At 56.6% G+C, this 25,956-nt stretch carries 20 protein-coding genes and 1 pseudogene; 12 read left to right on the top strand and 9 right to left on the bottom strand.

Annotated elements, in window-relative coordinates; all coding sequences use genetic code 11:
- The first annotated feature begins 510 nt into the window (after nucleotides 1-510).
- Nucleotides 511-1,563 carry an acid phosphatase gene (locus ASN_RS04415; RefSeq protein WP_231948378.1) on the top strand — a complete coding sequence of 351 codons (1,053 nt, stop codon included), beginning with the start codon at nucleotides 511-513 and terminating at the stop codon, nucleotides 1,561-1,563.
- Between the two features lie 352 nt (nucleotides 1,564-1,915).
- Here ASN_RS04415 and ASN_RS04410 read toward each other — a convergent pair whose 3' ends face one another.
- Together ASN_RS04410 and ASN_RS04405 are read right to left on the bottom strand one after the other, a co-directional pair.
- Entirely contained in the window at nucleotides 1,916-3,010 is a 1,095-nt protein-coding gene (locus tag ASN_RS04410) for a branched-chain amino acid aminotransferase (protein ID WP_006558853.1), read from the bottom strand.
- 425 nt (nucleotides 3,011-3,435) lie between these two features.
- Nucleotides 3,436-3,729: a hypothetical protein gene (locus ASN_RS04405; protein WP_231948377.1), complete on the bottom strand. Its 294-nt coding sequence runs from the start codon at nucleotides 3,727-3,729 to the stop codon at nucleotides 3,436-3,438.
- A gap of 374 nt (nucleotides 3,730-4,103) precedes the next feature.
- Here ASN_RS04405 and ASN_RS04400 point away from each other — a divergent pair, with 374 nt between their 5' ends.
- From ASN_RS04400 to ASN_RS04385, 4 genes are all read left to right on the top strand, one after another.
- Nucleotides 4,104-5,618 carry an MDR family MFS transporter gene (locus tag ASN_RS04400; RefSeq protein ID WP_058987341.1) on the top strand — a complete coding sequence of 505 codons (1,515 nt, stop codon included), beginning with the start codon at nucleotides 4,104-4,106 and terminating at the stop codon, nucleotides 5,616-5,618.
- A 417-nt stretch (nucleotides 5,619-6,035) separates the two neighbouring features.
- Nucleotides 6,036-7,517, top strand: coding sequence for an alpha/beta hydrolase-fold protein (locus tag ASN_RS04395; protein WP_058987340.1), 1,482 nt, complete (start codon nucleotides 6,036-6,038; stop codon nucleotides 7,515-7,517).
- A gap of 317 nt (nucleotides 7,518-7,834) precedes the next feature.
- Entirely contained in the window at nucleotides 7,835-8,071 is a 237-nt protein-coding gene (locus ASN_RS04390) for a hypothetical protein (RefSeq protein ID WP_058987339.1), read from the top strand.
- A 49-nt stretch (nucleotides 8,072-8,120) separates the two neighbouring features.
- On the top strand, nucleotides 8,121-8,795 hold the full coding sequence (locus ASN_RS04385) for a DUF2268 domain-containing putative Zn-dependent protease (RefSeq protein WP_058987338.1): 675 nt from the start codon (nucleotides 8,121-8,123) through the stop codon (nucleotides 8,793-8,795).
- Nucleotides 8,796-8,994: 199 nt separating this feature from the next.
- Here the strand turns inward: ASN_RS04385 and ASN_RS04380 are convergent, their stop codons facing one another.
- Entirely contained in the window at nucleotides 8,995-10,182 is a 1,188-nt protein-coding gene (locus ASN_RS04380; protein ID WP_058987337.1) for an MFS transporter, read from the bottom strand.
- 356 nt (nucleotides 10,183-10,538) lie between these two features.
- Nucleotides 10,539-11,357, bottom strand: a complete 819-nt coding sequence (locus tag ASN_RS04375; RefSeq protein ID WP_197603331.1) for a mechanosensitive ion channel family protein — start codon at nucleotides 11,355-11,357, stop codon at nucleotides 10,539-10,541.
- A gap of 879 nt (nucleotides 11,358-12,236) precedes the next feature.
- On the opposite strand from ASN_RS04375, the gene ASN_RS04365 reads away from it, so the two are divergent.
- Nucleotides 12,237-12,830: a hypothetical protein gene (locus ASN_RS04365; protein ID WP_197603330.1), complete on the top strand. Its 594-nt coding sequence runs from the start codon at nucleotides 12,237-12,239 to the stop codon at nucleotides 12,828-12,830.
- Nucleotides 12,831-12,881: 51 nt separating this feature from the next.
- On the opposite strand, the gene ASN_RS04360 is transcribed toward ASN_RS04365, so the two are convergent.
- Entirely contained in the window at nucleotides 12,882-13,106 is a 225-nt protein-coding gene (locus tag ASN_RS04360) for a hypothetical protein (RefSeq protein ID WP_058987334.1), read from the bottom strand.
- On the opposite strand from ASN_RS04360, the pseudogene ASN_RS04355 reads away from it, so the two are divergent.
- Nucleotides 13,105-14,590 (top strand): annotated as a pseudogene (locus ASN_RS04355) (protein adenylyltransferase SelO). The gene ASN_RS04360 and the pseudogene ASN_RS04355 sit on opposite strands and share 2 nt — an antisense overlap.
- 16 nt (nucleotides 14,591-14,606) lie before the next feature.
- Here ASN_RS04355 and ASN_RS04350 read toward each other — a convergent pair.
- Both ASN_RS04350 and ASN_RS04345 read right to left on the bottom strand, forming a co-directional pair.
- Nucleotides 14,607-15,362, bottom strand: a complete 756-nt coding sequence (locus tag ASN_RS04350; RefSeq protein WP_058989115.1) for an ABC transporter ATP-binding protein — start codon at nucleotides 15,360-15,362, stop codon at nucleotides 14,607-14,609.
- A gap of 287 nt (nucleotides 15,363-15,649) precedes the next feature.
- Nucleotides 15,650-16,657: a FecCD family ABC transporter permease gene (locus ASN_RS04345; protein WP_407922298.1), complete on the bottom strand. Its 1,008-nt coding sequence runs from the start codon at nucleotides 16,655-16,657 to the stop codon at nucleotides 15,650-15,652.
- Nucleotides 16,658-17,193: 536 nt separating this feature from the next.
- Here ASN_RS04345 and ASN_RS04340 point away from each other — a divergent pair.
- Both ASN_RS04340 and rpoH read left to right on the top strand, forming a co-directional pair.
- Nucleotides 17,194-18,168: an RluA family pseudouridine synthase gene (locus ASN_RS04340; protein ID WP_058989113.1), complete on the top strand. Its 975-nt coding sequence runs from the start codon at nucleotides 17,194-17,196 to the stop codon at nucleotides 18,166-18,168.
- A gap of 510 nt (nucleotides 18,169-18,678) precedes the next feature.
- Complete coding sequence (rpoH, locus tag ASN_RS04335; RefSeq protein ID WP_006558871.1) at nucleotides 18,679-19,566, top strand: RNA polymerase sigma factor RpoH; 888 nt, start codon at nucleotides 18,679-18,681, stop codon at nucleotides 19,564-19,566.
- Between the two features lie 466 nt (nucleotides 19,567-20,032).
- Here the strand turns inward: rpoH and ASN_RS04330 are convergent, their stop codons facing one another.
- On the bottom strand, nucleotides 20,033-21,961 hold the full coding sequence (locus ASN_RS04330; protein ID WP_058987333.1) for a Hint domain-containing protein: 1,929 nt from the start codon (nucleotides 21,959-21,961) through the stop codon (nucleotides 20,033-20,035).
- Between the two features lie 654 nt (nucleotides 21,962-22,615).
- On the opposite strand from ASN_RS04330, the gene ASN_RS04325 reads away from it, so the two are divergent.
- From ASN_RS04325 to ASN_RS04315, 3 genes are all read left to right on the top strand, one after another.
- On the top strand, nucleotides 22,616-23,113 hold the full coding sequence (locus ASN_RS04325; protein ID WP_058987332.1) for a DUF1543 domain-containing protein: 498 nt from the start codon (nucleotides 22,616-22,618) through the stop codon (nucleotides 23,111-23,113).
- Between the two features lie 84 nt (nucleotides 23,114-23,197).
- Nucleotides 23,198-23,842, top strand: coding sequence for a glutathione S-transferase (locus ASN_RS04320; protein ID WP_330937317.1), 645 nt, complete (start codon nucleotides 23,198-23,200; stop codon nucleotides 23,840-23,842).
- A 237-nt stretch (nucleotides 23,843-24,079) separates the two neighbouring features.
- Nucleotides 24,080-24,823: a DUF2987 domain-containing protein gene (locus tag ASN_RS04315; protein ID WP_058987331.1), complete on the top strand. Its 744-nt coding sequence runs from the start codon at nucleotides 24,080-24,082 to the stop codon at nucleotides 24,821-24,823.
- Between the two features lie 19 nt (nucleotides 24,824-24,842).
- Here ASN_RS04315 and ASN_RS04310 read toward each other — a convergent pair whose 3' ends face one another.
- Nucleotides 24,843-25,859, bottom strand: a complete 1,017-nt coding sequence (locus ASN_RS04310) for a ferritin family protein (protein WP_058987330.1) — start codon at nucleotides 25,857-25,859, stop codon at nucleotides 24,843-24,845.
- Between the last annotated feature and the right edge of the window lie 97 nt (nucleotides 25,860-25,956).

Raw genomic sequence — 25,956 nt, 5'->3', positions numbered from 1 at the left:
CAGAATGGATTGGGTCCCAAAGCGTCTTAAAGCGTATTTGAAAACTCTGTCAGCGCGGTCTGACGGAGCATTTTCGTGCTGAATGCGTTGGGTTTTCGGTCCAATGGGCCTGTTCCGATAACCCCGCATCGTGCCGTCCAATCCGCCGCTTCAGACTGATAAGTGCCTCGTTCGTTCGCATCTGCTGAGTTTTCAACAAGTCTCCGGAAGTCCGTTCCGGTTTTTACCAGCATCTGGCGCACAAGATAAGGGCGTGCAACCCAGAACAGAGCGCGGAAGGGGCTGACTGTCTCAAAACTTTCACATAGGGGTAGGGAACAAATCCTGTAAAATTGTTTGCCAATACGCCTCCTTAAGTTTGACAGACGGTTTTCAGGAACGGATGGCTGAGGGCAGGCAAGGATTGAGAGACGTGGAAACGGCTGGTTCTGAGGCCCGATGCAGGACCAACAGCCGAGCCACAGGAGAGGATGCGCGGTTTTGAGAACAGGAAACGGACAGTCAGCCCCCATGCCGATGAGGCAGACTCTTTTGGCATCGGTTCTGGGGGGTGGCCTTGGCGCTGCGGTTCTCATGCTCCCTCTGGCTCTTTCCTGCCCGTTGGCCACAGCCAGCGCTGCGCCTTTGCAGATAGCTCAGGCTCAATCACAGCCGCAGATAGCGGCGCAACAACAGCAAACGGGCCAATCTGCTCAGTCTCAAACACACAGCCAAACGGAAGCGCCCACGCAAGGGCAGCCTGTGTCCCCCACCACGGCGCAGACGCCCAAACAGGCTGCGCGCGGGCAGGCAAATTCTGCTGGGCAGGACGGGCATGGGGCTGCACATTCACAGCCGCAGGCTTCCCGTGGGTCACCCTATCTTACGCCAGATATGCAGCCCGACCCCACCCAGTATCTGCCGCCGCCGCCCCAACCCGGCAGCCTGCGGCACCAGACGGACGATAAAGCTTTTGCCGTAACCCGTGGCTGGAAAAATGATGCCCGCTGGGCGCTGGCAACATCTGATGCAAAACTGCATATTCCTGATCTGCTCAACAGTTTTTCCTGCGCGGCAGGGTTTGTGATTGATGCCGCCAAAGCGCCGCATCTGGTCGCGCTGCTGCGGAACATGGGCAATACGGAAGTGCCCGATATGTGGAAAGGCAAGGATTACTGGCGGCGCACCCGCCCCTTTGTGGGCACGGATAACGCCATCTGCACGGAAGAGGATCGGGAAGATATTGCCAAGACCGGCGCTTATCCTTCCGGCCATACCATGCTGGGGTGGAGCCTTGCCCTTGTGTTGACCGAACTGCTGCCAGACCGCAGCACCGCCATTCTGCAACGCGGCCGCGTATTTGGTGAAAGCCGCATTGTGTGCGGTGTGCATTGGGAGAGCGATGTGCAGGAAGGCTATCTGGCAGGGGCCGCCGAGGTTGCGGCCATGCACGGTAGCGCTGCCTTCCGCGCGGATATGGATGCCGCGCGTGCTGAACTGGCCGCCCTGCGCACAACGGCCCCCAAACCAGACGCAAAACAGTGCGAGATCGAGCACGAAGCCGCCATTCACTCTCCACTGTAAAGGCGTGCGCGTGCGGGAAAGCGGCTATAAACGGACATCAGGTGCAGCGGAAAGCTGCGCCTGAAGGCTGTCGAACGGGAGGTCAAACGGGATGGGGCTTTGCAGGCGAAGCATGAGGAATGGCATATACCGCCTTAGGGTGTGAAAGCCCCGCCTCCAACACGTATAAGACCACTCAGGCGCCACCGGACAGTGCCTTCAAAGAACATTCTCGTTGAGGGATATGACCCTTTGCAGGATGTGTGTTCTGTTTCATCCAGAAAGCACGCATAAAAAAACCGCCCGGAAAAATCTCTCCGGGCGGTTCTAACGGTCTGTTCAGAACAGGTCGTTTTTTACGTCACACTCGGGCTCAGCCGACTTTGTGCACCCAGCCATGCGGGTCTGGCGCACGGCCAAACTGAATATCACACAGCGTCTTGCGCAGATCCGCCGTCACATCGCCCGTCTGACCGTTGATCACATGCGTGCCTTCGGCGCTTTTCAGCGTGCCGATGGGCGTGACCACGGCTGCGGTGCCGCAGGCAAACAGTTCACGCAGGCGGCCAGATTTGGCATCCGCGTAAAGCTGGTCAATGGCGTAGGGTTCTTCCTTCACCGTCAGCCCCTTGTCCCGTGCCAGTGTCAGGAGGGAATCACGGGTGATGCCGGGCAGAATGGTGCCTTCCAGCGGCGGGGTCTGCAGGGTGCCATCATCCAGAACGGCCATGATATTCATGCCGCCCATTTCTTCAATCCACTTGCGTTCCGCTGCATCCAGAAACAGCACCTGATGGCAGCCGTGTTCCTTGGCTTCCTGCTGGGCGGTCAGGCTGGCAGCATAGTTGCCACCACATTTGGCTTCACCCGTGCCGCCACGAGAGGCGCGCACAGTGCGTTCTTCCACCCACACGCTTACCGGCCCTGCATCTTTGGAGAAATATTCCCCAGCAGCGCAGGCAATCACAATAAACTTGTATTCAGAAGCGGGCTTCACACCCAGCGCGGCTTCCGTGGCAATCATGAAGGGGCGCAGATACAGCGTGCCCACTTCCGGGTCCGGAATCCAGCCAGCATCAATTTTTACAAGCTGGTTTACGGCGTCCAGAAACAGTTCTTCCGGCACTTCCGCCATGGCCATGCGCTCGGCAGATTTGCGGAAGCGGCGGGCGTTGGCGTCCGGGCGGAACAGTTGCGCATCCCCGTTGGGGGCGCGGTAGGCCTTCATACCCTCAAAAATTTCCTGCGCGTAGTGCAGCACAGAAGCGGCGGGGTCCAGCACCAGCGGCTGGCGGGGCAGAATCTGCGGCGTGTGCCAGCCCTTGCCCTCGGTGTAGGTCACAACGGCCATATGGTCAGAAAAGACACGACCAAAGCCGGGGTTCGCCAGCAGGGCAGCGCGTTCTTCCGGGCTGACAGCATCGGTCTTGGGGGTGATCTGGAAGACTGTCTCTCTCGTCGTGCTCATAAGTTCTGGCGTCTCCGCGGCCTTGGTGTGCTGGACAATAAGGTGTCCGTGTGGGTCTGTCGTGCAGAGCAGTTGCTTACGGGCAAAAACGGGCGGGTAAGAAACGGACCTGCGCGGCTGCGTTCAAAGAGGGCCTTTACCTATCATGTTCGCACAGACAGGGCCAGAGCAGGCCCTTGGGGCGTAGGCTCTGCGGGGGAATATCAGCCATGGGAGGATACACAGTGTCACCCCCGCTCAAATGCAGGCTGGGCGTTTTTTGAGAAACTCTGTCAGTTCAACCGGTAGGAGTTTGTGGCGATTGAAGACATCGGGTTTTCGGTCTGATCCTCACGCATCGCTCTTTCAGACCATCCTTTCCGCGCCAGAAACCCTTGGCCCGTCCTTGGTCGCTGACGTTCTAACGTTTTCTCATAGAGGAGAGCTCAGTCGGAATCGCCCCATCGCCAGCGCCAGCCTCCTTCCGTGTGGGTGTAGCAGACCCAGCCGAAGGCCACTGTTGTCCCCAGATTGAGGACCATCACCCCAGCCGCAGCATAGAGCGGATGCCGGAAATGGAAGAACGGCAGAATAGACGAGGCAGCAAGCGTCACGGCAAGAAAAAGGCATAGGCTAACCCATCCCTGCCATGTAATGGGCAGGCCAGCGCCATAGCCAAAGCGGCGGGCTGCAAACCACATTGTTGGTGGCTGTTCATTCTCATCGCATTTATGTGCCATAGCGTCATGTTTATACCACAATGTGGTCCATCACTCTAACGGAACACCGGGCCGATCGCCCGTCTGACTGAATTTTTACCACTTTGACTATTGTGACTGGAAATTGGGGAAGCCCGCCTGAACTGTAACCTCTTGCGGGCCGGAACAGGGGCAATCATCACGCCAGATCAGACAGACGTTTTATCCCTGTGTTTCCTTTTTGCTGGTGATAGGTTTTGCACCGGGGAACAAGAGCAGGGGAGGACCTTCCTGAATATCTGCGTGGCCTGTCTGCTTTAGCCGGATGATGTGGCCACCATGGCAGGAAGAACGGTACCGTCTGGTTCTTCTGTAAGATGACGAAAACAGTGCTTTGATAATATTAGGACTTTCTCGTGCAGCCTGCCTCTACTGATATCGCTTCTGCCTACACGCCCTGGGCCCGTATTCTGGTTTTTGTCGGCCTTATTCTGACCATGGTCATGGCGGCGCTTGATCAAAGCATTGTCTCAACCGCACTGCCCACCGTTGTCAGTGATCTCGGGGGGCTGGCGCATATGTCGTGGGTGGTCACGGCCTTCATGCTGACCTCCACCATCGCTACCCCTCTCTACGGCAAGCTGTCAGACATGTTCGGCAGAAGGCCGTTGCTTGGCTTTAGCATTGGCGCGTTTCTGGTCGCCTCGCTTCTGTGCGGGGTGGCCCAGAGCATGTGGCAGCTCATCTTCTTCCGGGGGCTTCAGGGCATAGGGGCCGGCGGGTTGATGACGCTCTCGCAAACCGTCATTGGGGATATGGTAACGCCGCAGCAGCGCGGCAGGTATCAGGGGCTTTTCACCGGCGCGTTTGCGGTCAGCAGTGTTACAGGGCCGTTTCTTGGCGGTGTGCTGACAAGCGCTCTTTCATGGCGGTGGGTCTTTCTGGTTAATCTGCCGGTGGGGCTTCTTGCCTTCACCCTGATCATGCTCAGCCTTCCCGCGGGTGGGGCGGAATCAAAGCCCCGCATTGATTATCTGGGTGCCATACTGCTCAGCATTGCAACGGCGGGTTTTCTGCTTCTGTTCAACTCGCTGGGCACGTCTCTCTCATGGACATCCCCTCTCACTTTTCTTCTGCTGGGGGGTAGTCTGGCCGTTTTCCTGCTGTTCATCCGGCAGGAACGGCGCGCACCGGAACCACTGGTCAGCCTCGGTCTGTTGCGGATTGCCGATTTCTCCGTGTGCGTTGCCGCCACGGGCGTCATGTCATTTGCCATGATGGGATCAATGATTTTCCTGCCATTGTATTATCAACTCGTTCTGGGGGAATCTCCCACCACCTCCGGCCTCATGATGTTGCCGCAGGTGGGCACAATGATGATCAGTTCAATTCTGGGCGGGTATGTTTCATCCAGAACGCAGCGTTACGAACTTCTGCTTGTCATTGGGGTGGGCATTGAATTCACGGCCCTGACCCTCATTGCGTTATGCGCTCACCATGGCGCGCCGCCTCTCCTGTTTCTGTTCAGTCTGGGGTGCCTCGGCGTGGGGATGGGTATCGGCATGCCCAATGCAACCGTCATCATTCAGAACGCGGTGCCCGGCAACATGCTGGGCATTGCCACCGCCATGATGTCTTTCATCCGGTCTTTGGGGGGATCGCTGGGCGTGGCGCTCTCCGGTGGGGTAATGGCGCTCACATTGCAGCACCGCCTGTATGCCCTGCCGGAAAAGATCGATGTGCCCGCATTCCTGGAAAAAGGCATGGTCGCCCTTCAAAGACTCTCGCCTGCCATGCATGAAGAAGTAAGGGAGGCGTATAAAGGCTCAATCAGCGCCAGCCTGAGCGTGAGCAGCAGCTTCATGTTTCTGGCGTTTCTGATGATTGTCGGGCTGATGGTGCGTAAGGCGCGGGCAGGAAAAGCGAAATGAAGCCGGAAAGGTACATTTGTTCCCGTGCAGGCTTTCAGGTTTCGCCAGCGCAAGGGCGCGCCCCTATGCCTCCCCGCGTGCTCCCTCATGGGCTATGGACGCGCCAGAAGCAGACCCAATGCGCGGGGGTGTCAGGATGACCGTCATCAGGTTCGCACCCCTCTTTTTCTCACGAGAAAAGGAAAGGAAGCGGCAGCGGGTTTTGGATGCATGCTGCAAAACGTCAAAAGAGGGCATTGGAAGATGAACGAAAGATGCCCTCCATCCGGGTATCCCTGCGGCACAGTAGGGGGGCGTCTGTGTGGCGGTTCTGGTGTTGGGTCTCTGACTGTTAGCGCTTTCTGGTGAAACGCGGCTCCACGGAGAACGCACCTTGAATTTTTGGAATTTCCTCCATCTTGAACGGAAGGCGAAACTTTGACGAATCTATCCAGACGAGACTTTGTAGCAGGTGGTGCCGTTCTGGCGGGCACCTTTTCCGCCATTGGTCTCGCAAGCCCGGAGGTCCGCGCAGCCAGCGGCGGTCAGGGTTTTATGGCAGCGTCCTCTCCCATGCCTGATGATGGACCAGGCGGACACAAAAAGCGTGTTCCGGGCCTTCAGGGTATCCTTGCCCTTTGCGAAGTGACGGGTGGTGGTCAGAAAGTTTACGGCATTGCCGTCGAATATGATGCCGCGATAGACCCAGCCAGCCTCGCCCCGGATACATATGCCACGGCTGTGTTCCCGGCCGCCAAGGGCTTTTTTGCTGGCATGCCGCAGGAACCTGACAAGAACGCCACAACAGCAGCCGCCCAACCGCGTGCTGTTCAGGCGCTTTATACTAACGCCGAACCTGCTCTCCGCCCGGATGGGAAAAGTGTGGCTGGTCGCTACGTTATTGCCGAATTCCATCATGACCCTGATCTCAGCCTGCCCACGACGGATAGTGATAAAGTCACGCTGACACAGACCAAAAATGTGCGGACAGCAAGCGGTGCTGTCTATGCTGCCAGCAAAACGGTCTGGAGCAACGCCGGGCACCGTGGCAACAGCGTGGTTATCCGTGGGGTAGATGCGTGGGAGCAAAGCCATTGGTGGTGGGATGATACCCGTTCCGCATGGCTTGAATACAGTATCTACCTGCCAAAATCATTTCTTGAAAAGGGTGGTGAAAACAAGGCTTATCCGCTTGTTCTGGCGGTCACCCATTCCGGCACCAGCTATGACGGCACCTGTGCCCAGACGCTGACAGAACAGTGCATTGCCAGTATCTGGAGCCTGCCTGAAGAGCAGGACCGGCACGAATGCGTGGTTATCACGCCGCGCTACGAACGCACGACAATGAACGATTACTGGGAACACACGCCCGATATTGAAAACACCTATAAGCTTGTTCAATCCTTTTTGCAGAACACGTGGAATTACGGAAACCCCAATCTGGATGATCGCCGGGACAAAGTTCTCAAGATCGACCCCAAAAGAGTTTATTGCACGGGCTGGTCCATGGGGGCCATGACCTCCCTGTGGTTGATGGCCAAACATCCGGGAACATTTGCCGCAGGGCTTATCATCGCGGGCCAGCAGCGACCATCCGATGTTGTGGCGCTGGCTGATCAGAAACTTCTGATCATCACCGGCTCGGAAGATAACAAAGCGACCCCATGGAATGAAAAATGCGTACCGGTATGGGAGCAGGCGGGGGCAAAAGTCACGCGCCCTGCCGAACAGCTTGATCCTGCTCTTATCTTCCCGGTTGATAAGCAGCAGAAATTGACAGATCAGGTCAACGGTTATCTGGGTAAAGGCGGCAACATTACCTTCCTGACCTTTGAAGGTGTGGACCATATGGGGTCTGCCCGAAAGTTCTTCTACATCAACGCAGCACGAGACTGGCTCTTCAATCAGGTCAAAGCGTAAGGCGCACGGCCAAACGCAAACAGGCCGGAGCCAGTCATTGAGTGAAATGCCCCGATACATCCATGTCAGGGCATTGCACTCAATATTTGCTTCGCACAGCAGAAGAGTTTCGGATTGCTCCTCTTCTGTTGTGCTTCAATAGTCCGGCTTTTCAGGCTTGCTTACATATATTAAAGAGATACGCAGCAAACTGCGGCATTGAACGGGGGAGAGCAGCCAAAAAATCCACAACGCGCGAACACTCAAAATTTGTCTTGCTTTGAGACCCAGATATCCCGGACTATTCGGCATGACGTTCCCTTTTGCAAGGATGGGACATGCCCGAAGATGTTTCAGAGGCGACGATAAAGGCTCAAGCATATTCCTACATCATGCTTTGCCTTTTGCAGAGACTGGAAAGAAGAGAGCCCGGTCTGATCAATGATCTTCTGGACGGCATAAAAGCGGATTATGAGGCATCAAAGACCCACGCCCAGAATCGACCGCCCGTTTCCCTGATTTTTGAAGAGGCGATCTCGTTTCTAGCCCGTGCCAAGCAGGGGGCAGAATCATGAGAGTGCTCTCTTCCCGTTTCAAAGCCTTCTTCAAGACAAGGAACGTGACATGACGTGGCACCTTCACTGGCTAGAGGCGAGCGGTGATCTTGCGCCGTGGCGGGAAAAGATTGCAACCGAGATAGAGGGCGCGCGAACAGCATTATCTCAGCTTCTGCCGCCACCTTCGTTGGATGTGCTGATACAGCGGCTCCCGAACGTCGTGATCCCACAGATCGGAATGCTGGGGCGTGCCTACCGTAAGAACCTGTTTGCTCTAACACTTGATCCAGACAACAGAAATTTCGAACGATGCCTGCATGATGGCACGTTGCGCCGTCAGGTTATCCATGAAGTGCATCATTGTCTGCGTATGGGGGCGGTCGGTTATGGTCGCACATTGGGCGAAGCTCTGGTGAGTGAAGGGCTGGCCGGGCGCTTTGTGTCGTACCTGTTCGGCACACCGCCAGAACCTTGGGAATGTGCGGTCGATGATGCAACACTTCGCAAGCATCGCCCTGAGGATGCTGATCTGGTTGCATCGCCCTATGATCATAAAGGATGGTTCTTTGGCGGCGGTGGGCTGCGTCCGTACTGGTATGGATACAGTCTGGGCTACCGCCTTGTTGGTGACTGGCTGGCAACTGTTCCGGAACCGACAGCACGCCTATGGGTCGATGTGTCAGCAGATAGCGTTCTTGCTGCGGGCCGCAGGGGTATTTTGTCTTCCCACCCGGATCAATGAAAATGTCAGGGCTGACGGATCGCCCGCTTCTGCTAACACAGGCACTCTGCTCCGGCGTTAGAAGAAAGATATTGCCGCGTGTCGATAAATTTTTGCGTATCGGTAAATCAATGAAAAGAAAGACACTTTTTGAGGAAAGCGACCTTCTTTTGTGTGAAGGGTGATCTGTAAGGGAGAAGCGTCTTTTCCCCCAAAGCCCTCAGGGGGCCAGCCGTCCTTTGCGGGACATCAGCACCATAAGGGCACCAAGCAGCCCCAGACCAAGCCCGGCAACGGAAACCATGGGGTATCCATACCCAAGTGACAGCACGGTTCCGCCTAGTGCTGCCCCCAAGGCATTGCCCAGATTGAACGCACCAATATTCACGGCAGAGGCCAGTGCCGGCGCATCATGGGCTGCTGTCATGGTGCGGATCTGCAAGGCCGGGGTTAAAGAGAAACTCGCAATGCCCCATAAGAACACGCCAATTAACGCGCCTGCGGGTGTTTGTGCCGCAAACGGGAAAACCAGCATGATAATCCCCAGTAGTGGGAAAACGGTTAACAATGTGCCTACCAGAGATCGGTCTGCTGCGCGCCCGCCAAGACTATTGCCAATACTGAAGCCAACACCAATCAGCATAAGGGCCGCCGTGGTTAACGCATGGCTGGCTTTGGTAATGTGCTCCATCATGGGCACAATATAGGTGTAAAGCTCAAACATGGCCCCGGCACCGACAACTGTAACACCCAGCGCCATCAGGGTGTTGGGCCGCAAAATGGCTTTCAGTTCAGCGCGAACATCTGGCCGAGGCCCGGCTTCCGCCAAAGGAAGAACCGCCACCAACGCCACGGCGGCAATCAGCCCAAGGGAAGAAATGGCGGCAAAAGCAGAACGCCAGCCCAGCGTATCCCCCAACCAGGTGGCTGCGGGCACCCCAAAAATATTGGCCACTGTCAGGCCCATGAACATGCTGGCCACAGCACTGGCCTGCCGGTTGGGTGCTACAAGACTGGCGGCTTCAACAGCGCCAAGCCCAAAAAAGGCACCATGCGCCAGACTGGTCAGCACACGCGCCAACAGAAGCTGGCCATAAGTTGTGCTCATGGCGGATGTCAGATTGCCTATGGCATAAAGTATCATCAACCCGATCAGCGCATACTTCCGTGGGTAGCGCGCCAGAAAGAGCGTGATGACAGGTGCCCCGCCCATAACCCCAAACGCATAAGCGCTGACCAGACTTCCCGCTTTGGGCACACTGACATGCACCCCTTCCGCCAGAACGGGGAGAAGCCCCATGGGTGTAAATTCCGTCACACCGATGGCAAAGGCACCACATGCCAGAGAAAGCAAAGCCAGACCGGCGGAACTTTGCCCTCGTGCCTCTGCATTGATCGTCTTTTCCACGCATATTTCCTTACTGAAGCACAGAGCGCATAGTGATAAAGCAAAACATTCTAATTTGTGAATATTTTAAAACTGTCATGGCATGACGCCGGGACATTTTCCTTACAGTCTTTCAGGCGCTGGCGCTTTTGCAAAGCAAGTTTCATATTATAGTTTGACTGAGGGAAGGGAGTGTCTTCCTGACAGACAATATCAGCCCGAAAAAAAGAAACGACCCTCTCGGTAGCCCAACTGCATGTCTGCCGAAGTACTACCAAAAGGACCGTTTTTAAAACAACCAAGATTTAAAGATTATTTTAGATACAATTTAAGAGACAGTGTCAGGTTTCAGGGGGATGCCCTGAAACCGTGTTGGATCACGCCGCCGTGCGTGCGGTTACCCCAAGGCGATACCCTTCGCCCTGTAAGACCTTGATTGATGATTCGGAATATTTTGCAACCAGTCCCGCAACATCACCGGGCACACACCAGAACCCCAGCGTTACCTGAATGTTTGCAGGCTTTGGCAAAAAGGAAACAGAAGGGCCGGGGTCTTTCAACACATGCGCGTCATTTTCAGTCAGACCAAGCAGCAGGCTCCGTGCCTTGTCCAGATCATCGTTATAATCAATCAGCAGGCTGACAGAACCCAGAAGTCTGTCTGACTCTGAACTGTTGATCACAATGTTGTTTGATAATGTCCCGTTGGGAACATAAATGATCTCATTATTGGCGTCACGCAGTACGGTGCGGAACATCTCGATTGAGGTCACGGTGCCAGAGCTTCCACCCGCTGTAATGGAATCCCCTACCTTGAAGGGGCGGAACAACAGGATCAGCACACCGCCCGCAAAGTTGGCAAGGCTACCCTGCAACGCCATGCCAACCGCCAGACCGGCAGCACCCAGAACAGCAACAAAGGATGTTGTCGCAATCCCGACCATAGAGGCCACACTGATCAGCAACAGTGCTTTCAGAAACAGGCCGACAACACTCAGCAGAAACCCGCGCAATGTTGGTTCTATATGGCTGGCCTCCATCATGCGGCCCATTGCCCGCGTTACCGCGTTGACAAGTTTCCAGCCCACAAAAAGAACAACCAGCGCCAGCGCAAACTGACTGACATATCCCAGCACAACCGGCAGCAATCCATTCAGTTGCGACCAGAATGAATGAACCTGATTTTCCATGACCATCCTTGCGTTATCTTTTGCGTCCACTACGTGGCAGTACGCACCGTCCGCTTCTGCAAGATATAATAGGATATTTTGCCCCCATCCGTCACGCCCTTGCGCTCACAAGATAACTGAAGGGGCTTTTGTTGCGGCTCTACAAAGCGGAGCGTCCTGTAAGGCCTAAGGGTGCTCTGACCAGCTCTATCTACTAAAGTTATCTCTCTGCCCCTTTTGTGTTGCGTTACAACAACGATCGTGCCACTTTTATTGTATTGAAAAAGACATATTACAGATGCGTTTTCGTGACTGAATTGTGAGAGGCTGGCTGAACACCTTACGTTGCAAATTTATGCAGAAAAATGTCAATCGGAGCGTTGATACCTTCCTCTGTAGAAAGCCAAAACAGGCAGGCGCATTCGTGGATGAGGGTGAAGTCGCCCTGCCTATCGTCCTTGCAATCCGACCATTGGTTTGAAGCGGTTATGTTTGGATAAGTATTCTCAGGCGTATAACATATTTTCAATAAGGTGCATGAGGGGAATAGCGCATGTGTTCTCTCTGGCTGGCGAGTTCGGCTGCTCTCGCCGGATGGCTTAAATTTTCAAGGAAAAAACTGGGTGTTGACGCAACCATTATAGATATGACGGCCATCCCTATATTGTTTCACCAGCAGCCAGTGCCTGAGGAGAATGCCTTTTCGATTCCGATTATGATTACAAAAATAGCCGATGTTTCGTAGGATTTCTTGGTGATCCGTTCGTGGTCAGTCATGGCCTCATTATGCCGTTGGTGGATGCTATCCGTTCGTCTGATCGGACGTTTCTTTGGTCCGCGGATAGCGTATTGGAGACAATGGCTCTGGTAAAAATTCTCTCATATATCTCAAAATATCCGGGTAATATGGACAATGTAAAAGTTACCCTGGTTCCTTATGATCGTCACGGAGAGCACCCAGATCCGCATGCAGTGCGTGTTCCCCTCTCGTTTGTGCATAATCAGAACGGTGAGCGTGGCAGTGATTTCCCTGCGGTGACTCTCATGATAGATGGCGAACCCGTTCCTCTGTTGTTTGATACGGGGGCAACAGCGTTTCCCACACCTGCCGGGCTGACTGCACAGCATATCCCCACCGTAAAAGGCGAGGGCGTAACATCATATATTATCAAAAGCGTTTTCGAAAAATGGCATGCCCATCATCCGGAATGGCGGATTGTCGAGAAGGGTGACAGCCTGATACAGGGGACGCGTCTGATTGAGGTGCCGGAAATCACATTGGGCACACAGCGCGTTGGCCCTGTGTGGTTTACGGAACGCCCTGATAGAAATTTCGGGCCGGAAAGAATGAGCCTCTGGATGGGGCAGACGGTAGTAGGGGCTGCGGGGGCAAACATCTACGGGCGCTTCCGTATTACGATTGATTACCCGCATGAGGCATTATGGATTGATCCATCTTGCCAAACCAGCGGCAGCACTTACATCTGTCAGCACGGATAACGTCTGCGTTGCTGTGCGCCAACGGTGTACCGGGTATCGCTTTTCTATTCCTCAACTGGTGTCGGGCTGAAAAATTGTCTGCGTGTCATCACGCTGCACGCTGTCACGCACCAGCGGAGGAGGGCGGCATGAGAGCATCAGCAAAAACCCGCGGTTCAAACATAGGCGCATCTCGCGCGTTCGGGGTTTCAGGGCAGGCGTTGCGGCAGTAGGGTAGAGGCTGTGCAGCCCAAGGGTGCGTGCAAGCAGGACACAACGCTGGGTGGTCAGAGTCATGAACAATTTTTCTCTCGAACAAACGTACGCCAGCCTGCCGGAGCGGTTTTACGCTCAGGTAGAACTTTCCCCCGTGGCGGCGCCACAGCTTATAAAGCTGAATGAAAAGCTGGCGGAGGCGCTGGGGCTGGATACCGCATGGTTGGCCAGCCCGGCGGGTATCGCCATGCTGGCGGGGCAGGCCATGCCCGAAGGCGTGCAGCCGGTGGCGCTGGCCTATGCGGGCCATCAGTTCGGTAACTTTGTGCCCCGGCTGGGGGATGGTCGCGCCCTGCTGCTGGGGGATGTCACGGATAGCGCAGGCAAAACATGGGAGATCCAGCTTAAAGGCTCCGGCCGCTCCCCGTTTTCCCGCCGGGGGGATGGCCGCGCGGCCTTAGGCCCCGTGCTGCGTGAATATGTGGTGAGCGAGGCCATGGCCGTGCTGGGCATTCCCACCACGCGCTCTCTTGCCGCCGTGCGCACGGGCGAGACCGTGTTGCGCGAAACACCATTGCCCGGTGCGGTGCTGACCCGTGTTGCCGCCAGCCATATCCGTGTCGGCACCTTCCAGTTTTTTTGCCGCGCGGGAGGATGAGGCCGGCCTGCGCCTGCTGGCGGATTACGCCATTGGCCGCCATTATCCGGACGCCGCGCAGGCTGAAAACCCGTATCTGGCCCTGCTGGAAAGCGTGATTGCTGCACAGGCCCGGCTTGTGGCGCAGTGGATGCTGGTGGGCTTCATTCATGGCGTGATGAACACGGACAACATGTCCATCTCCGGCGAGACGATTGATTACGGCCCCTGCGCCTTTATGGAGCAGTATGATACCTCAACCGTGTTCAGCTTTATTGATGAACGGGGCCGCTACGCTTACGGCAACCAACCCAGCATGGCGCTGTGGAACCTGACCCGTCTGGCTGAAGCCCTGTTGCCTCTTCTGGCTGAAAATGATGATACGGCGGTCGAGATAGCCCAGACCGCGCTGGGGGCTTTTGAACCGCAGTTCCAGACCGCCTATCTGGCTGGCCTGCGCGCCAAGCTGGGGCTGAAGACAGAGCGGGAAGGGGATATCGCCCTTGCGCGCACTCTGTTGGAAACCATGAAGAACGACCAGCTTGATTTCACCCAGACCTTCCGGGCACTCAGCCAGACAGAGCTTCAGGAAGGGTTGGCCAACACGCCAGATGCCGTGTTGCTGCCCGATACGCTCACTCCACTGGGCGCGTGGCTCAAACATTGGCAGGCCCGGCTGGAACAGGAACCGTCATGCACGCCAGCGCAACGCGCCGCCACCATGCGGCGGGTGAATCCCTGCTACATTCCGCGCAATCATCTGGTGGAAGAAATGATTGTGCAGGCTGTTACCGAGGACGATTACACCCTGTTTGAGACATTGCAGAGCGTGCTGGCCAATCCCTATCAGGAGCAGCCGGGCCGGGAACGCTACGCCCTGCCAGCAAAACCTGCCGAGCGCGTGCGCCATACCTTCTGTGGCACGTAGGTTGCTTTTCTCAGCCTTACGCAATGCCGTCCACGCTGACAAAGCTGCGCCCATCCGCACCGTGCTCAATCCGGGCACGGATGCGATAGGTCTCGCGCAGCAGGGCAGGGGTCAGCACATCCGCTGGCGGGCCGGAGGCCATGATGCGCCCCTCGTGCAAAACCGTTACGGTATCTGTCAGGTTCAGTGCAATATTCAGGTCATGCAGCACAATAACCGTTACAAGCTGGCGGGCGGTGGTCTCCCGCCGCAAAACGGTCATCACGGCAAACTGATGGTGCAGATCAAGCGCGCTCAGCGGTTCATCCAGTAATACCGCTTCCGGAGTACGGCTGAACGCCTGCGTCAGCCCCACCAGTTGCCTCTGCCCACCAGAAAGCTCATCCAGCGGGCGTAACGCCAGCGGGGCAATGCCAAACTGGGTCAGCCGGTCCAGCGCGTCCCGCACGGCATCATCCTGCTGTGGGGCCTGAAACCCGCCGCCGGTATGGCTGGCGGCCATCAACGCTTCCAGCACCGGCAAATGCACGGGGGCTGGCAGATCCTGCGGCAGATACAGACATTTGCGCGTGCGTGCGGTGAGGGACATGGCGGAAAGATCCTCGCCATTCAACGTCACGCAGGCAGAAGACGGCAACAGCCCAGCCATGGCGCGCAGCAGGGTGGATTTGCCACTGCCATTAGGCCCAAGCAGGGCGTGAATGGTGCCGCGTGTGAAGGGCCCTGCCGTAACATCATGCAGCACGGTGCGCCTGCCAAACCGCACGGTCACATTCCGCGCTTCAAGCCCGTTGCGGTCTGATGCCCCCGTCTCTGGTGCCCCTGCCTCTGGTCCTTCTGTGTTCGGGCACGCCATACCCACATTTGCTGTGGCAGCGTTGCCAGTGTTTGGTGAGGCGCTCGCGCTGTGTGCTGTGCCCGGCTGTGCCTTGGCAGACGTGGACGCCGCAGGGGCGGAGAGCGCGGCCTGACAGTTCTCCCCGGCCCCAGCTTCAGTTTCAGGCGAGCGGGAGGATGATTGCCTGGGCGCGGGCGGATGTTCCGGGGAAGGACGCATGATCAGGACATCCCCTGCCGCCGCAGCACAATGGCCACAAAAAACGGAATACCCACCAGTGCCGTCACAATGCCGGTAGGCACCACAACCCCCGGTGCCAACACCCGCGCCACAGTGGAAGATAGCGAGAGAATAAGGGCCCCCGCCAGCATGCTGCCCGGCAGGTAAAATCTGTGGTCTTCCCCCAGCAGACGGCGGGCGATATGCGGGGCCACCAGCCCCACAAACCCGATAATCCCCACAAACGCCACGGCTAACGCGGAAAGCAGACTGATGCGCAACAGCGCCGCCCGGCGGATCTGGGGCACGTTCACGCCAAGGCTGGCTGCCCGTTTTTCCCCCATGCGCAGGGTGGTCAGGCTCCATGCGGAGCGAAAGGAGAAGGCAGCCACCACCGCGCCCACGCCTGCCAGCAGGCCGAGTTTGGGCCATGTGGTGCGTGTCAGATTGCCCATGGTCCAGAAGACCAACTCCTGCAACGCGTCCTCATTGGCGACAAACTGAATAAGGGAGACCAGCGCCTGAAAGGTGAACACCAGCGCAATGCCAAACAGCACCACTGTGCCCGTGCTGGCGTGGCGGCGGTGGCTCACCACATCCAGTAACCCTACGGAGCCAACAGCAAACACAAACGCATTTGTGGCAATCAGCCAGCTTTCTCCAATACCGGGCAGATGCCAGCCCAGCACAATGGCCAGCGATGCACCAAACGCGGCGGCAGCCGAAACACCAAGCGTAAAGGGGCTGGCAAGGGGATTGGCCAGCACGGTCTGCATTTCCGCCCCCGCCAGCCCAAGGGCCGCGCCCACACATACCGCCATCAGTGCGTAAGGCAGCCTGATCTGCCACACAATTACCCGCTCCATGGGCGGCGCAGTCTCAGGGTGCAGCAGAATATGCAGCAGATGCCACGGGCTCAGGCCAGAAGGCCCCACCGAGAAATCCAGCGCCAGAGAGACAAGAATGGCCACCGCCAACACCGCCAGCAGCACCACGCGCCTGCGCACCATGGCGGCATAGGCCACCTGCAGGGCTTCCACCGGGTCAGGCGGGGCAACGGCACGGGCGGGGGTGGGCAGATCACTCATGCCGGGAGTGTATCCCATCAGACATGGCCCAGCCATAGCCCCCTGCCGCAAATGCTTGACGCCGCCCAAGTGAGTAGGCTTTGTGCAGGACTCCCGCTTGCTCCTTAGGACAGGATGAGTTTTTGAAGCACCCCGGCACGCCTGCTCCCACGCCAGACCAGACACCCGATAAGACAAAAGCCTCTCACGCTGCCCGGACCACGGAGCCCGCACCCGGCGGCGCACGGTCATCCCGGCGGCGCACGAACGTGCAGGCAGAGGATGATGATGCGGATGCAGGCATGCCCGGCCCCAGAAAAGCAGGCCGGAGCAGAAAAGGCGGCAAGGACGTAAAGCGCGAGGCCCCCGCCCGAGCCGAAACCAGCCAGCCAGCGTCTTCACCACAGGAAGAGGGCGCCCCGCCGCAAGGCGCGCCACCGTCACGCGCCAGCCATGCTCCCCATCCGGCGGGTGGGTCTATGCTTACATTTGTCGTGCAGCCCGAACAGGCAGGCGAGCGTGTGGACCGCTATGTGTCCGCGCAGTCCGGCACACTCTCGCGTTCTCGTGTGAAGGGGCTGATAGAAAGCGGCCATCTCCAGTGCGGCTCAAAACAGATTACGGAACCGGCGGAAAGCGTGCGGGCCGGTATGGAACTGGTGCTGCACATTCCCCCCGCTACCCCCGCCGTACCGCAGGGCGAAGCGGTGCCGTTCGAGATCTTTTACGAAGATGATGATCTCATTGTGCTCAACAAACCTGCCGGGCTGGTGGTTCATCCTGCGCCGGGCAATGAAACCGGCACATTGGTGAACGGCCTGATCGCCCATTGTGGCGAGAGCCTGAAGGGCATTGGCGGGGAGCGCAGGCCCGGCATTGTGCACCGGCTGGACAAGGATACATCCGGCCTGATGGTGGCTGCCAAAACAGAAAAGGCACATCTTGCCCTTTCGGATGATTTTGCAGCCCGCCGTATAGACCGCGCCTATCTGGCGTTCTGCTGGGGCTGCCCCAACCCTGCGGAGGGCGATTATGAAGGGGATATCGGGCGGGACAAGCGCGACCGCAAACGCATGACTATCACCACCCACGGCGGCAAGTGGGCGCTGACGCATTACCGCACCTTGCAGGCGTTTGAGATGGGGGCCGCCCTTGTCACCTGCAAACTGGCCACGGGCCGCACCCACCAGATCCGGGTGCATTTTTCAGCCAACGGGCACCCGCTGATAGGGGACCCGGTCTATCTGCGCCGCGTTCCTGCCGCTGCCAAACTGCTCACGCCGGAAGGCCGCGCCGCCGCGCTGGATTTCCCCCGGCAGGCGCTGCATGCCACCCGTCTGGGCTTTACGCACCCGCGCACAGGCGAGGCCCTGCTGTTTGAAGCCCCCATGCCGGAGGACATGCAGGCGCTGGGGGAAGCCCTGGGCATGACACCGCTGAAAAAGGCAGGGTGAAAACTCTGAAAGGCTGGTCGGGCGAGTCTGTGAATGCAGGCGGAAGGCTCGGTTTCGCAGCCTGATGGCTTTTCCTCACGCGCTCCCAAACCCGTCTTTTCAGGCCGCTCGTCCCTTGCCAGCCCCCGTAGGCTGAGGGTTCAAGCCGCCGCTGAAAAGCTGGAAGAGCGAGCAGGAAAAGAGAAGCCTTTCTGTGGCCACGAGTCCCGCGCAGTTAGGCAGGGAACGCATACCTCACATTTGCGTTAAACAGACTGAAACGTCCGATTTTCTTGACAGTGTGGTGATTCGGGCGCACCCTAGCTCACCATTCTCATGCCTCTGTGTCAGCAGATGCCGGAGCGGGCGTCTCTTCCCTCGTGCTGCCCATGATGGGGGGCGAAGGAAGAGGATGTAAGTTTCTTTTTCACTTGTTGGCCGGAACTCGCCTCTTTCCAAACGGTTCTTTAATGGGCTGCCCCCAGTCCACTGCACCGCAGGGAGCTTTCCGGTTCAAGGGAGTGCCGACCCATGGTTTCCTCAGTCATCAATGTTGGTCCTGAAAACAATCTGTCAAGATACCTTCAGGAAATCCGTAAATATCCTATCCTTACGCCGGAAGAAGAACTGCGTCTTTCCCATCTGTGGCGGGACAAGGGGGATGTAACAGCCGCGCATAAGCTGGTTACGTCCCATCTCCGTCTGGTTGCCAAGATTGCCATGGGTTACCGCGGCTACGGCCTGCCGGTGAACGAGCTAATCAGCGAAGGCAATGTGGGCATGATGCAGGCCGTGCGCCGGTTTGATCCGGACAAGGGCTTCCGTCTTGCCACCTACGCCATGTGGTGGATTCGTGCCGCCATTCAGGAATACATCCTGCATAGCTGGTCGCTGGTTAAAATGGGCACCACTGCCGCGCAGAAAAAGCTGTTCTTCAATCTGCGCCGCCTGAAAGGGCAGATGCAGGCCATTGATGATGGGGATCTTCAGCCGGAGCAGGTGAACAAGATTGCCACCACGCTGGGCGTGCCCGAGCAGGATGTGGTGAACATGAACCGCCGCATGGCGGCACCCGATCACAGCCTGAACGCCCCCATGCGCACGGATGAAAGCAGCGAGTGGCAGGACCGTCTGGTTGATGATCAGCACAATCAGGAAGAAGTCTACGCCGAGAACGAGGAGCTTTCAGGCCGCAAGGCGCTTCTGGCTTCTGCCATGGATACGCTGAATGACCGTGAAAAACATATCTTCACGGAACGCCGCCTGAAGGATGAGCCGTCTACGCTGGAAGACCTTGCGCATGAATATGGCATCTCCCGTGAACGGGTGCGCCAGATTGAAGTGCGGGCCTTTGAAAAAGTGCAGGCAGCCATGAAAAAAGAAGTGGAAGCCCGCCGCAGCGCCGCGCAGGAAGCCTGATAAAGCCGCTTTTACAAAGATGTTTGGAAGCAGGGCCGGATAACCTCCGGCCCTGTTTTTTTACAGAGGAAGGTTGTCCCCTCTTGCAGACAAGACGGATGTGTTGTCTGCGTGAGCCGTGAGCCGTGAGCCGTGAGCCGTGAGCCGTGAGCCGTGAGCCGTGAGCCGTGAGCCGTGAGCCGTGAGCCGTGAGCCGTGAGCCGTGAGCCGTGAGCCGTGAGCCGTGAGCCGTGAGCCGTGAGCCGTGAGCCGTGAGCCGTGAGCCAAATGGCTTTGGCGTGGACACGCGAACCGGGCGCCTGCTTACGCCATCACTTGATCTTGCAAGCAGAAAAAAGATGGTCCTGACCAGCCCCGTATTCTGCTTGTGGAAAACAGACAGGTTCAGTCAGGACCATGTCCTCGATTGACCAATCATGTGTGTGTTGAATGGCCAATCGCGCTTTTACCCAGAGACCCTGAGTGATCAGGCAGATTGCTCCAGCGTGGCCGTCTGCTCTGCGGGCTCCACACGGTAGGGGCCTGCGGCGTGAATGGTCAGGGAGAGCAGGGCCATTGCATCATTGGCCAACAGGTCTCCCAAAGGCAGAACCGCATTTCCGTTTGTCCAGACGCATTCCGGCGTGCCCGTTTCGGCTTCCCTATGCCAGCCTGCGGGTTTGTTTTCCTGAAAATGCGCCGTAAGAGCATGCATTTTTTTGGCTGTCAGGCAGCTTATTGCACCCACTGCCACACCCAAATGACGGCGATCATCCACAAACGGTCCGATTACATCTGCCGGACGGCTGGCGCGTGAAACAATGCGGACAGAGTGCGTGGCAGGTGGCAGCATGAAGCTGTAAGTCTGCCCCGTGTGCCGCACCGGACGAATCTGAACACCTGTTTCTGTTACCAGATGCAGATCAGGGTCATCCGTCAGCACGGCATGTTCCACGTAGGGCCGGTTGGTGTTGGCATGGTCATGCCGGGCCTTCAGCGCACGGAACAGGGGTTCTACAAAAGCGCGGTCCACACAGAGCGGTGCGTCGGCATGTTCAGCCCAGTTCTGCAGGCCATTGCTGCGCAGGCCCGCCACATTGCCTGGCTGGCGGAAGGCACGGCGGTTGCCGGTATCCAGATAGCTTTCTGTCAGCATGCCATCGGCAATGATAACCGCGTGCTGTTCAGTTTCCACATGGTAATAGGTGTAGGACGGAACGGAGGTATCGTAAAAAACGGAGGCCCCGTTTACCAACATGCGAACAGGAATGAATTTGTTCTCAAAAAACAGGCAGTGTTCGGGTGTAATCAGCATATCGCGGGACGGCACGCCATCTGCCACGGCGTTCTTCAGAACGCGCACAGGATAGCCTGCCTCGTCAACCGGCAGATCGGGGCGGGCTATGGTCTCTGCCTTGCCAACCCACACAACCGGACGCGTGATATCCTGATTGTTCTTCCAGTCCCATGTGACAATCTGGTCGCCTATCTTGATGTCTTCAACAGCAATATCACCATCTGGCGTACGGATCAGGGTGCCGGTCAGGAAGCAGGCGGTGATATAGGTGTTGTCGTCCGAATAGGTGATCTGTAACGGGTTGGAGGCCGCATCCGTAGAACTGGTGGAATAGTCGCCTGAAGGAAGGGTCACGCCATCGGCCAGATTAACAGCGTATTCCGCCACTGTTTCTCCGCTGTCATTCAGCAGCGTAATCACTTTGCTGGAGGACGATCCATCCGTGATGGTATAACTGGCGACCGCGCCAGTTGTGTCCTGAAGTTCAATGGTATCCTGGCTTGGATCATAATTGTTGATGGTTGTGGCGCTTAGTGTGCCGGAGGCCAATAGGCTGATGGCAGTGCCCCCGCCGTTCAGGATCAGTGTGCCGCCACCCGTGCCAAAATTGACGGTACCACCTTCAAGTACGCTGGCCAGTGCCGCCCCTGTGTTGAACGTTCCGCCATATTCAATATTGACAGTGGAGCCTGTCAGAAGCCCGACCAGAGAGCCGCCAGTATTGCCCGAAAGGGTTGCCGTTCCGCCAACAACATTGATGGTTGTGCCCGCAATGGCGCTGACAAGACCGGAAATAGTGTTATCACCACCAATGTAATAAGTATTTGCTTCTGCTGCGCCAACACCAATAATAATACTGCCTGTAGAGCCGGGAGCGGTGACAATAGTTTGAGCGCTGGCAGCACTGATAAGTGTTGTATAATCGTCAGTTCCAGTAAGAACATACCCTGAAGCAGCAAGTTGTAATAAAACCAGGTCAATGCCGGGGTTAAGGTCTGTACCCGTGTAAATACTTGTGCCGTCTGGTGCCGTTATAGTGACATCCCAGTCAGAGATTGCTGAGCCATAAGGCTGCGTAATATTATAAACAACGCCGGATGCGGTTGTATATTTTGTCATTTCTGTTTCCTTCACTTTCTGGGGGGACGACTGTTCAGGAATTGAATCGCAAATAAATTTAAAGAAATCACGGATACAAATTCTAAATACACAGCGAATCGAAAATAAAAAAGAAAATTAATCTGGTTGTTATGGTTAGTTTAATGAAAACTAATAAATAAAATACAAAAACAAAAAAGTAATTATAAATTTGTATTTGTGTTCTGTAAGCGTGTGCGGGGTTTTAAAAAAATAATAACGTAGAGGAAAAAATGTGAGGGTAGGTAGATGCGTTAAATTTATCCGCACTCATTCGTTAATTTCTTACTGACCGTGCAGGAGGGGTGGTGAGTTTTATTGCTGAAAGGCTTTTGAACACCTGCAAAAAAGTGAATAGCGCGCCTTGCATTCCACGCATTGCTGACACGCTGTCGCCATTTTCAGAAAAAATGAGCTGACGCCATTCGGCCTGGTTTCGCCCGGCCCATGATGCCTGCATGATCAGAGTTTGCCCGATCTGGGGCAGCCGTATGCATGACGCAGGCGCGAAGTGTCGCAAACCTGCCGAGGCCCTCAGGCAGAGGGCGGGAAGAGAGCTTTGTGAAAAACCAGCCAGCAGTGATAAACAGGTGCAGGGTGTTTGCTCCCGGAGGGGAGAGAAGGGGAGAGCAGGACGTGGAACTCTATATTTTTTATCTAGGCGGTGCCGCCCCCGGCGCGAATATCGAAGTGCATGATGTGCAGTTTGCCGTGGCGCACAAACCGGAGGATGCGTATCCATCCCTTGCCGCCCGGTGGTTTGGAACGCGGCAGTCCCTGCATCTTGATGCTTACGGCAGCATCACATGGGCGGATGGGTATGCCGTTACCCTCAGCCCGGATAAACCGGTTTCCGGCAAAAAACTCTATTTCATCAATATGGGCGGCTATCTGGAAGGAGCCCTGCGGGAGGAGCATGATTTTACTTTTCTTGTTGCTGAAACGGAGGAAGAGGCAAAAGCCCGCGCGAAGGAAGAGCTTCTGCTGGGTTACCAACACCAGCACCGCGATAACCTGATGGAAGTGGATGATTGTCTGCCTCTGGAGCAGATTGACGGCCTTTATATTCACCTTACGCCACAGGAAAACGGTCAGCCCATAAGGGCTACGTGGCAGGGATACCGCAGAATATAGAGGATATGGCAGCCACAGATTATCGGGTATATGGCATACGATTTTTTATAAAAATAATAAAGAAGGAAGACGATTTTTAAAATTATGCCCGATATGTCAACAGCCCCCGTTCTCTACAGTTTTCGACGCTGCCCTTACGCCATGCGGGCACGGCTGGCACTTGTTGCCAGCCAGACGGAGTGTGTGGTGCGGGAAATCAGGTTGGCTGCCAAACCAGAAGCCATGCTGACAGCATCGCCCAAAGGAACAGTTCCTGTTCTGGTGCTGCCAGACAACATCGTGCTTGATGAGAGTCTGGATATCATGCGCTGGGCGCTCTCTCAGGCTGATCCGTCTCACTGGCTGGACCGTGTGAAACTTCAGCTTATTGAGCAGAATGATACCACATTCAAATATCATCTGGACCGCTACAAATACGCCACCCGTTACGGCTCTGACCCTGCATACCATCAGGCAGAAGCGGTCAGCATTCTTCGTAACCTCGAAAACATCCTTTCTGTAGAAGAATTTTTACAGGGCGATCATTTTGGTCTGACAGATGCCGCTATTGCGCCCTTTGTCAGGCAGTTTGCCGCCACTGATCCTGCATGGTTTCAGGCGTTGCCTCTTCCTGCCGTGCAGAATTGGCTCAACCGCTTTCTGACATCCCGCCTTTTTGAACAGGTCATGGTCCGTTATGCTCCGTGGCACCCGGAAGATGCGCCCGTCTGGTTGTTAGCGGCTGTCTGAGCCGTGCGATGACACTTGGCGCCGCGTAAACGCCATCCCGATATCAGGCCAGATCCTGAATGTAATGCTGATAGCTGCTCGGAAACAGCACCATGCCAACAGTGGAAAATGTATTTTTGGGCAGGCCGGAGTGGCAGGGCTGGTTTTTATCACGGAACCGGCTGCATGGTGGGTTGTTCCTGACCAGCGGGCATGACAGTGCGCGACATGATGATGTTTATGGGGTAAGGCCGGTTTATGATGTTTTTCTCTCGCTCTGCCTGGTTTCTAACAGCGGCGCTGGTGCTGGCCCCAGCCTGTGCCGCCCTGGCTGACACAATTGATGTGGTGGGTGCGCGGTCTGTTCTGGTGCAGCATTATCAGAAAGTGGCCAAGCTTTACCGGCGCTTCAATGCCCTGCCTGCGGAGGACCGGGCCGGTCTTTCCCTGCATGTGGTGGGGCGGGAACAACCGGATGACAAACCCCTGCACAGCACCGGCCTGCATCTGCAAACTCAAAACGGAGCCATTCCGCTGACACATGCGGGCAGCGATGACATGGTTTTTCCGCTATCGGATGCCCTGTGGCAGGAAAACCCGCCGCTGATGGCAACCTTGCAGCCTGACCACTATATCCGCTTTATTTTCCAGATCGCCATAACGCCTCCGCAGCAGGATGGCTTTACCAATGCGCAGGCCACGCACTGGCTGAAGCAGATGGATAATTGTGTGGAGGATGTGGTGGGCTTTGTGTTTGCCTTCCTGATGCCGGATGCCCACAAGCTGACACTTACCTTGGCCCCGCATAGTCAGCTTCTGGTGACAGAGGCCGGGCAGAACCGCACCTTATTTGATAATACGGCCGGCACTGCGGCTGATTACACCATCAGGCCGCAGGATTACGCAGCGGACGCTACGTTTCACAGCACGCAGCCGCTTGAGCGGGTGGTGATCAAACTGCCAGTGCAGATTCATGCGGACATGAAACGCAAGGCAGCCTGACCCAAACCCGCGTCGGCCCTCAGGCGCTGGCGCGGCCGGTGTTGGCCTTCACCAGACCGGATACAAACTGCCAGCCGCGGCCCACATCACGGATCACCCGCGCAATGGCTGGCGCCGTGGTGGGGCGCAGCAGGCGTTTGTCATACCCTGCAAAGCGGCGGTCATCTTCTTCCAGACACAGATCCATGAAGTCCGGCAGGCTGAGCTGCACGCTGGCAATATCCTTGGCACCAGTGACGGTGAAGTTGTTGTCCTGCGTGTGGACTTCGCCTTTGTCATCCACATCCTTGGCAAGGCTCAGACGTTCATAGCCAAGGAAGGCCCACACGGCCCACACCTTCAGTTCAAACAGCGGACGGCGATACCACGGCATGACGGCCCGGTACCATGCCAGCCAGTTGGCAAACAGCAGAATGTGACGACATTCTTCCTGCATTACCGGCTCGAACGTATCAATCAGTTCAGGCGGGAAGAAGCCGGAGCGCTTGGCCAGTTCAAACAGCCCGAAAGCGAAGAAACTGTCCACACATTCTGAAAAGCCTGTGACCAGATAGGCCCACTCAACATCCTTGGGCTCAATATACGGGGGTTCCGGCGCCATGGGGATGTTGTAGGCCGCCACCATTTTGGACAGCACTTCCTTGTGGCGGTTTTCCTCCCACGCATTGCGGGAAATGGCATCCTTGATGTCCGGGTCCTGCACCAGCCGGGCATAGGCGGCCATACGCAGACGGGCCTTGCCCTCCGTCTGTACCGCAATATCCCAGATGGGCAGGGAGGTCACGCGATGCAGCGTTTCCGGGTCCAGCTTGGGCCAGTCGATTACGGACGGTTTGTAAGGGTTGAACGTATCGCGGAACATCTGGGCAATGGCGCGCTTGTGTTCAGCAGAACCGGGCGTAAGCGGCCCTTTATCCTGACTGACCCAGTGCCGGGCCCTGTAATCGGCCTCTACCACGGCTTCCTTGTTGGGGGGCGGTGGCAGGTCATCAATGCTGTCTGGCAGGCGGGAATAGATATCAGAGAGAGAACCCATGGTAGGAACCCGTTTGCTGGGAGCGCCTCCCCTTCCTCGCGCAAAGGGTGCGCAAGGCAGGAGAAAAGCCCGGTAAAACAAAACATGCTGCTCCCCA

The sequence above is a fragment of the Acetobacter senegalensis genome, assembly GCF_001499615.1.
Lineage (GTDB): Bacteria > Pseudomonadota > Alphaproteobacteria > Acetobacterales > Acetobacteraceae > Acetobacter > Acetobacter senegalensis.
Note: the sequence above shows the minus strand (reverse complement) of the source record. Positions and strands in the feature narration are given on the sequence as shown.

What these genes read in the sequence shown, in the direction of transcription:
- ASN_RS04415 (WP_231948378.1), top strand. Translation starts at nt 511, where the DNA reads ATGCCGATGAGGCAGACTCTTTTGGCATCGGTTCTGGGGGGTGGCCTT.
- ASN_RS04410 (WP_006558853.1), bottom strand. Translation starts at nt 3,010, where the DNA reads ATGAGCACGACGAGAGAGACAGTCTTCCAGATCACCCCCAAGACCGAT.
- ASN_RS04405 (WP_231948377.1), bottom strand. Translation starts at nt 3,729, where the DNA reads ATGGCACATAAATGCGATGAGAATGAACAGCCACCAACAATGTGGTTT.
- ASN_RS04390 (WP_058987339.1), top strand. Translation starts at nt 7,835, where the DNA reads ATGCCCGAAGATGTTTCAGAGGCGACGATAAAGGCTCAAGCATATTCC.
- ASN_RS04385 (WP_058987338.1), top strand. Translation starts at nt 8,121, where the DNA reads ATGACGTGGCACCTTCACTGGCTAGAGGCGAGCGGTGATCTTGCGCCG.
- ASN_RS04375 (WP_197603331.1), bottom strand. Translation starts at nt 11,357, where the DNA reads ATGGTCATGGAAAATCAGGTTCATTCATTCTGGTCGCAACTGAATGGA.
- ASN_RS04365 (WP_197603330.1), top strand. Translation starts at nt 12,237, where the DNA reads ATGGACAATGTAAAAGTTACCCTGGTTCCTTATGATCGTCACGGAGAG.
- ASN_RS04360 (WP_058987334.1), bottom strand. Translation starts at nt 13,106, where the DNA reads ATGACTCTGACCACCCAGCGTTGTGTCCTGCTTGCACGCACCCTTGGG.
- ASN_RS04345 (WP_407922298.1), bottom strand. Translation starts at nt 16,657, where the DNA reads ATGGTGCGCAGGCGCGTGGTGCTGCTGGCGGTGTTGGCGGTGGCCATT.
- ASN_RS04340 (WP_058989113.1), top strand. Translation starts at nt 17,194, where the DNA reads ATGCTTACATTTGTCGTGCAGCCCGAACAGGCAGGCGAGCGTGTGGAC.
- rpoH (WP_006558871.1), top strand. Translation starts at nt 18,679, where the DNA reads ATGGTTTCCTCAGTCATCAATGTTGGTCCTGAAAACAATCTGTCAAGA.
- ASN_RS04330 (WP_058987333.1), bottom strand. Translation starts at nt 21,961, where the DNA reads ATGACAAAATATACAACCGCATCCGGCGTTGTTTATAATATTACGCAG.
- ASN_RS04320 (WP_330937317.1), top strand. Translation starts at nt 23,198, where the DNA reads ATGCCCGATATGTCAACAGCCCCCGTTCTCTACAGTTTTCGACGCTGC.
- ASN_RS04315 (WP_058987331.1), top strand. Translation starts at nt 24,080, where the DNA reads ATGATGTTTTTCTCTCGCTCTGCCTGGTTTCTAACAGCGGCGCTGGTG.
- ASN_RS04310 (WP_058987330.1), bottom strand. Translation starts at nt 25,859, where the DNA reads ATGGGTTCTCTCTCTGATATCTATTCCCGCCTGCCAGACAGCATTGAT.